The following is a 6,547-nucleotide window of genomic DNA, read 5'->3' as shown; positions in this document are numbered from 1 at the left end:
CAGCAGGCGGCTCTTGCCGGAGCCGGTGGGACCGACGATGCAGATCACTTCACCTGGCTTTAGCGTCAATTCAAGCTGTTCAGCTGTACCGGTCTTGTCAAAGCCGCCGATGATGGTTAAAGACTCCACCTTTTCAGCAGCTTCATCCAGGGCCAGCATGCCAGCCAGAAAGTCATGCAGACTCTGTTGCAACTGCTCTTGACTGATCCCCAGATCAAGCAGTTGATCAGGGTCAAGTCCATCCAGATAACTCTGCAGGGACTGTTCAGTGGCCTGTAACCGCAGGCCGAATGAGCTAAAAAAGTCCTCCAGCCAGGGATAATCAGCCAGCGACTGTTTCAAGGGCTGCCGTAAAAGATCATGCTGGTTCATGTTCAAGACTCCATTTTCCGAACGTTGCCGGTCTGATACTCATCACCAATCCGTGTTTCACCCAGACAGTAGGAGCAGAGCGCCGACGGCATGGAGAAACGCAACCGCATCCCTTTCAGAGTCTCGATATCCGAGGCCTCTTCAAACAACGTGGTCAGCTCAAATGCCCCCTGACCGGTGATGCCGTTGATGTTCATAATCACCGCACCGGGGTTCACCTGCTTGACCCGCGAGGCAAACACCTCCCGCTCGGCCTGAGAGACAATATCTCCCTTGGTGATCACCACGATATCGGCTGATTTCAGCATCGGACCGATCTTGCGCGGGGTATTGATGCCACTCAGGTTGTCGATTACACAGACCGCCGTAATATCCTTGATATGGGGTGAACAGCGATTACAGAGACCGGCTGACTCGCTGATCAGGAAGTCACAGCTGTTCTCCACACCCCAACTGACACAGGCCTCGATGTTGCTGACAAAGTAGTGATCCGGGCATTGAGAGCCGGACAATCCCTTTTTCACCAGCACCCCTTTTTTGGCATACAACAGGTCATCTTCAGTCATCAGACAGTCATACTTGACCACCCCGATCTTTTTCTGCTTGGCCTGCAGCGCCTCAATTACCCGCAAGATGACCGAGGTTTTGCCGGATGATGGCGGGCCGGATACGGTTAAAAAGTGCATGATTGTTCTCCTGGTACGGCACAAAAGTCAAAAACTAAAAAACGCAACGCAGAGAGAAAAGAGGGGGGCAAAGACGCAGAGATTGTTAAGAAGAAAAAAACAAAATCAGATTCTTTTTTAATCTTCTCTGCCCCTCTGCTTCTCTGCGCCTCTGCGTTAAGGTTTTACTCACCTGCATTCATTGCGTCTTCAAACAGCGCCACCGTGTATCTGATCTGCTCAGCAATATCATGGCTGTAAAGATAATCCCAGCCAACCCACTGCCAGGGGTGCTGCTCCGGCAACTGGTTCTCCACCTCGGGATTCAAAGCCGGGAACAACCCACGGTTAGTCAGGGTATCTCCCACCTCTTTACTGCACAGAAAGTCTGCAATCGGCTGCAGTTTGTCCTGTTTATCAGCCTTGGCCAGCATAAAGATCGGGCTGATGATGGCGCCGTCTTCCGGCCAGACGATCTCCAGACTCTTGACCATGCCAGCCATCCGGCTGAAGAAGTAGGGGATGATGGTGACCGGTGGTTTTTCCTCTGCCACCCGCTGGGCATTCTTGATCATCTGGGCCGGGTGCATCGATTTCAGCATGCACCGTCCCAGCTTCTTAACTCCCTCATCGCCATACATCTTGTGAATAGTAAGCAGGATCGCGTTGAACAGATCAAAATCTCCCACGGGCAGGGCCACCTTCTGCTCAAATTCCGGCTTGAGGATATCTGCCCAGGTACGGGGTACCGGCAGGTCACCCAGTTCATCATGGTTGACCATGAAGGCCGACGGCACCACTGAGATCAGACCGTAGTGGCCTTTGGGGTCCTTCAGCTCCAGCCCTTCAAAGCTGCGGTTGATTGCGTCGCCGGTCAGGTCGGCAAAGACCCCCTGCTCCTTGAACCTGCCGATGGTAGCCGGATCAAAGAAGGTTTCAAAACCGGCCGAGACAAAGATGTCCGGCAGCTGGTCAGCGGCGGTAACCGTCTGGATATGTTCATCCATCCAGGCCGAGCCGAGGGAGGCTGCCTCAAACTTGTAGCTGACCGTAACACCGCTCTCTCTGGTGTACTGTTCGATAAAGCGGTCAAACCCTTCCAGAAGCGGCAGCCGCACCGGGCAGGGCAACAGGCCGGAGATGCTGATCTCGCTCTGCTCCTGCTGGGTCTGCTTCATGGTGACATCCACCTGGTTATGCTTTTCATCAACCTTCTGCTGCAGGAGCCCTAAAAAATTATCCAGATCATAGTTCTTGGTCAGGGCTGCCCGCTCCAGCTTCAAGAAACCACCAACACCGGCCAGCACCTTGGGGTCCTTCAAGTTATCAAACCCGTTGGCCACCAGTACCTCCAGCGTTTCCGGGTGCTGCTCCAGCAGTTCTTTTATGGTCATATCCTTCTGTATCCGATGTGCGCTCATGGCGTCCTCCTCGTTTAATCTGGTATCACCATAACCGGATCAATCTTCTTGCACATTGACTTGTATCAAAAAAACGCAAAAGAGACCAATACTGTCTCTTTTAATACTTGCCTGACCGGTACGATATGGTACAAGGAGTTGACCAACGAAAGGACTTTTTTCTATGCATACAAAACGGGTAGTTGTCATCGGTATGGGATTTGGCGGCGTCCGGGCAGCCCGAGCTCTGGCAGGCAGCGGACTTGACGTGCTGCTGATTGACCGCAACAACTATCACCTGTTTCAGCCCCTGCTCTATCAGGTGGCCAGCGCCGGTCTTGAACAGGAATCAATTGCCTATTCCATCCGCGCCATGGCCCGACAATGGCCCAATGTCCGCTTTCACCTCACGGAAGTAACCGGTGTGAATTTTGATGCCAGAGAGGTGCAGACCACCAGTGGCCCGGTGGGTTATGAGTATCTGATTATCGGCGCTGGCAGTGCCACTAATTTCTTCGGTCTCACCACGGTGCAGCAGCACGCCTACGACCTGAAGGAGCTTGAGGATGCGGAGGTACTGCGTAATCAGATCCTGAGCTGCTTTGAGCAGGCGGTGACTGAACCTGACCCGGCCCGTAAACGGGCCTTGATGACCTTTGTGATTGTGGGTGGCGGACCAACCGGCGTTGAATTTGCCGGTGCCCTGATTGAGCTGGTCACCTACGTACTGGCCAAAGACTATCCTGAACTGGGCATCCATACCGCCCGGGTGGTGTTGGTGGAGGCCACCGACCGCCTGTTGGCAGCCATGCCCCAGGAACTGGGGATGTATACTCTGCAGAAACTGCGCAGCATGTGTGTTGAGGTACTGCTGAATGCCCAGGTGGTTGATGCGGATGATATGCGGGTGGTGCTGCATGATGGCGCGGTGATTCCGGCCCATACGCTGATCTGGTCAGCCGGTGTCAAGGCAGCCCCGCTGGCTGCAACCCTGCAAACAGCCCATGCCGGTGGTGGCCGTATTCCGGTGCAGCCTGATCTGACCCTGGCCGACCACCCGGAGGTGTATGTGGTGGGTGACATGGCCTGGCTGGAGCAGGAAGGTAAGATCCTGCCGATGGTGGCTCCAGTGGCGATGCAGATGGGGGCCTATGCCGGTGCGGCTGTTCTGACCAGAGAACAGGGAGAAACACCCGAACCGTTCTGCTACCGAGACAAGGGCAGCATGGCCACCATTGGCCGTAATACCGCCGTTGCCACCGCCTTTGGACTAAACCTGAAGGGTTACCCGGCCTGGCTGGCCTGGCTGTTGCTGCATGTCTACTACCTGATCGGTTTCCGCAACCGGATTGTGGTACTGTTGAACTGGGTCTGGTACTACTGGTTCCATGAACGGCAGGTACGCCTGATTACCAGACGCAAGGCATCTGAGTAGATTACCCCTTTGGCATAACGACAAAAAACACCAGAGAGAGTGCCGCCAGCACCCACATACCGCCGGAGACTTCACGGGCCCGACCGGTGCAGAGCTTGATCAGGGGATAGGAAAACAGGCCAACGGTCATCCCTACGCCGATATTGAAGGTAAAGATCATCAGGGAGATGGTCAGGAAGGCCGGCATCAGCTCGGTAAGATCATCAAAGTCCAGCCGGGTAACTGACTGAATCATCAGGGCGCCGATCACCACCAGGGCGATACCGGCGGCATAGCCTGGCACCATGGTAAAGAGCGGTGCAAAAAAGAGCGACAGCCCAAACAGCGCTGCCACCACCAGCGCAGTAAAGCCGGTGCGTCCTCCAGCGGCAATACCGGCAGCTGATTCGATGTAAGCCCCGGTGGTGGTGGTTCCCAAAAGTGGCGCAAGGGTCGTTGCTACTGCATCGGCCAGCATCGGTCGTTCAATCTCCGGCAGATTGCCGTTTTTGTCCAGCAGATCAGCCCGCATGGAAAGGCCGATCAGGGTGCCGATAGTATCAAGAAAGGCCATCATAAAGATCACCAGCACCACCGGAAAGACACCGGGCTGCAGGGTTCCAGCAATATCAAGCTTCAGGAAAATCGGCTCAAGCGAGGGAGGCAGGCTGAGCAGCGAGGTCGGCAGCTTGGTAAGCCCCAGCAGAACAGAACCGGTGGTTGTTGCAACAATGCCGTACAGCAGTGCTCCGTTTACCTTTCTCGCCATCAGCACCACGGTTAGCAAAAAACCGCCTGCAGCCAACAGCACCGAACTCTGAGCAATATTGCCCAGCCTTACCGGCGCACCAGCCACTCCCAGCACCACCAGCCCGGTTTCATTCAGGCCGATAAAGGTCAGAAACAGTCCGATCCCCACCGCGAAGGAGGCCTTGAGCGAGATCGGGATTGACTCAGCCAGCCATGAACGCACCTTCAGAACGGTTAACAGGATAAAGACCAGACCGGCCCAGAAGACCGCCCCCAGTGCCACCTGCCAGGAATAGCCCATCCCCTTCACCACCACAAAGGCGATAAAGGCATTTTCTCCCATGTAGGGGGCGATGGCAAAGGGCCGCTTGGCCCAGAAGGCCATCATCAGACAGCCGATCATTGCTGCCAGGATGGTGGCTGTCACCTGAGCGTCCTTAGGAATGCCGGCCACTGCAAGAATGGAAGGGTTGACCACCATGATATAGGCCATGGTCAGAAAGGTGGTGAGACCGGCCAGGGTCTCCCGACGATAGGAAGTGTTATACCGATTGAATTCAAAAAAAAATTTCATGGCACCCCTTAGCAAGGAACGCGATAGTTTCGCAAGGTCAAGGCGTGCGAACGAGTGCCGCGCAGGCGTACATTGGTAGTACGTTGAGCAGGCACGAGTGGCGCACAACGCAGAGATTGCGGAAATAGTGCGTTCCTACAACCCCTTGACGGCGTAAATACCCGGCGCATTCCGCCACATATTTTCATAATCCAGACCATAGCCGAAGACAAAGCGATCCGGCAGTTCCAGACCGGTGAAATCGGCGCAATAGCCCGGCATGACTTTACGCTCATGCTGCTTGTTCACCAGCACGGCGGTCAGCACCTTTTTGGCACCTCGGGCAAGGCATTCATCAGCCAGTGCCTTGAGCGTGACCCCTTCATCCAGGATATCATCCACCAGTAGCACGGTGCGACCTTTGACATCTGCATGAAACAGAGCTTTCCATTCCAGATCGCCACCACTGGTTTGATGGCCATAGCGGGTGGCATGCAGGTAGCCAAGCTCAAGTGGAAAGGTGAGCCGGGTCAGAAGCTGGCCGGTAACAATCAAACCACCGTTCATGATGCAGAAGACCATCGGATTCTTTTTACCGATACTGGCTGTTATTGCATCGGCCATCCGGTCAAGAGCCGCCTCGACCGCTGTCCGGTCAGCCAGACAATCAGCCTCCTCAAGCACCTTTATCGCCTGATCATACTGCATGCCATTGTCCTCCCACGACCCTGATAATACCGGCGCTGTCCGGTACGGTTACGATAGCACCAAATCCGGCATCTGCAAGCAGTCCTGCCAGATCTTTGTCCTGACCTGCCCCTATCTCAAACAGCAGCCAGCCGCCGGGTTCCAGGTAGCCTGGAGCCTCTGAGACAAGCGCCCGATAGGCATCAAGACCATCAACACCACCATCAAGGGCAAGACGGGGCTCAAAATCACGCACCTCTGGCTGGAGGGTGTCCAGATCAGCACGGGCAATGTAAGGGGGATTTGAGACAATCAGATCAAAACGTCGACCGGTAACCGGCTGGAAAAACGAGCCCAGCAGAAACTCTACCGCTGCATTATTCCGTTCAGCATTGAGTTGGGCAATGGCCAGTGCATCAGATGAGAGGTCAACGGCGGTGATCTGCGCCTGGGGCAGACGATGGGCCAGCGAGATGGCAATACAGCCGGAACCGGTGCCGATATCCAGCACCGTACGGGCCTGGGGAGCCTGCCGGACCGCCTCCTCAAGCAAGGTTTCTGTGTCGTAGCGGGGGATCAGGACATCATTGGTAACGAGAAATTCACGCCCGTCAAACTCCTGGCTACCCAGGATATGCTGCAACGGTTCGCGCCTGCCGCGACGGGCCACCATACTGCGATAGAGGGTCAGCTCATCATCCTGCAA

6 protein-coding genes and 1 pseudogene are annotated in these 6,547 nt (G+C 55.3%); 1 reads left to right on the top strand and 6 read right to left on the bottom strand.

The genetic code is table 11. The annotated features are described in order from the left end of the window. The 3 genes and pseudogenes from OEL57_RS12700 to OEL57_RS12690 all read right to left on the bottom strand — a co-directional run. Nucleotides 1–372 (bottom strand): annotated as a pseudogene (locus tag OEL57_RS12700) (ABC transporter ATP-binding protein); the annotation flags it as partial. A 2-nt stretch (nucleotides 373–374) separates the two neighbouring features. Further along, on the bottom strand, nucleotides 375–1,058 hold the full coding sequence (locus tag OEL57_RS12695; RefSeq protein WP_300740901.1) for a GTP-binding protein: 684 nt from the start codon (nucleotides 1,056–1,058) through the stop codon (nucleotides 375–377). Between the two features lie 164 nt (nucleotides 1,059–1,222). Further along, nucleotides 1,223–2,458: an ABC transporter substrate-binding protein gene (locus tag OEL57_RS12690; RefSeq protein WP_300740900.1), complete on the bottom strand. Its 1,236-nt coding sequence runs from the start codon at nucleotides 2,456–2,458 to the stop codon at nucleotides 1,223–1,225. 163 nt (nucleotides 2,459–2,621) lie between these two features. Between OEL57_RS12690 and OEL57_RS12685 the strand changes: the two genes are divergently transcribed. Then, on the top strand, nucleotides 2,622–3,872 hold the full coding sequence (locus tag OEL57_RS12685) for an NAD(P)/FAD-dependent oxidoreductase (protein ID WP_300740899.1): 1,251 nt from the start codon (nucleotides 2,622–2,624) through the stop codon (nucleotides 3,870–3,872). 1 nt (nucleotide 3,873) lies between these two features. Here the strand turns inward: OEL57_RS12685 and OEL57_RS12680 are convergent, their stop codons facing one another. From OEL57_RS12680 to prmC, 3 genes are all read right to left on the bottom strand, one after another. Continuing rightward, nucleotides 3,874–5,175 (bottom strand): NCS2 family permease, encoded by a 1,302-nt coding sequence (locus OEL57_RS12680; RefSeq protein ID WP_300740898.1) that lies wholly within the window; start codon nucleotides 5,173–5,175, stop codon nucleotides 3,874–3,876. 135 nt (nucleotides 5,176–5,310) lie between these two features. Continuing rightward, a complete protein-coding gene (locus OEL57_RS12675) occupies nucleotides 5,311–5,862 on the bottom strand; it encodes a hypoxanthine-guanine phosphoribosyltransferase (RefSeq protein ID WP_300740897.1) in 552 nt (183 codons plus the stop codon). After that, on the bottom strand, nucleotides 5,852–6,547 hold a 696-nt coding region (gene prmC, locus OEL57_RS12670), incomplete at its 5' end, for a peptide chain release factor N(5)-glutamine methyltransferase (protein ID WP_300740896.1). The genes OEL57_RS12675 and prmC, both read right to left, overlap by 11 nt.

It is taken from the genome of Trichlorobacter sp. (genome assembly GCF_030247655.1).
Classification (GTDB): Bacteria; Desulfobacterota; Desulfuromonadia; order Geobacterales; family Pseudopelobacteraceae; genus Trichlorobacter.
This window is presented reverse-complemented; position numbering and strand designations above follow the sequence as displayed.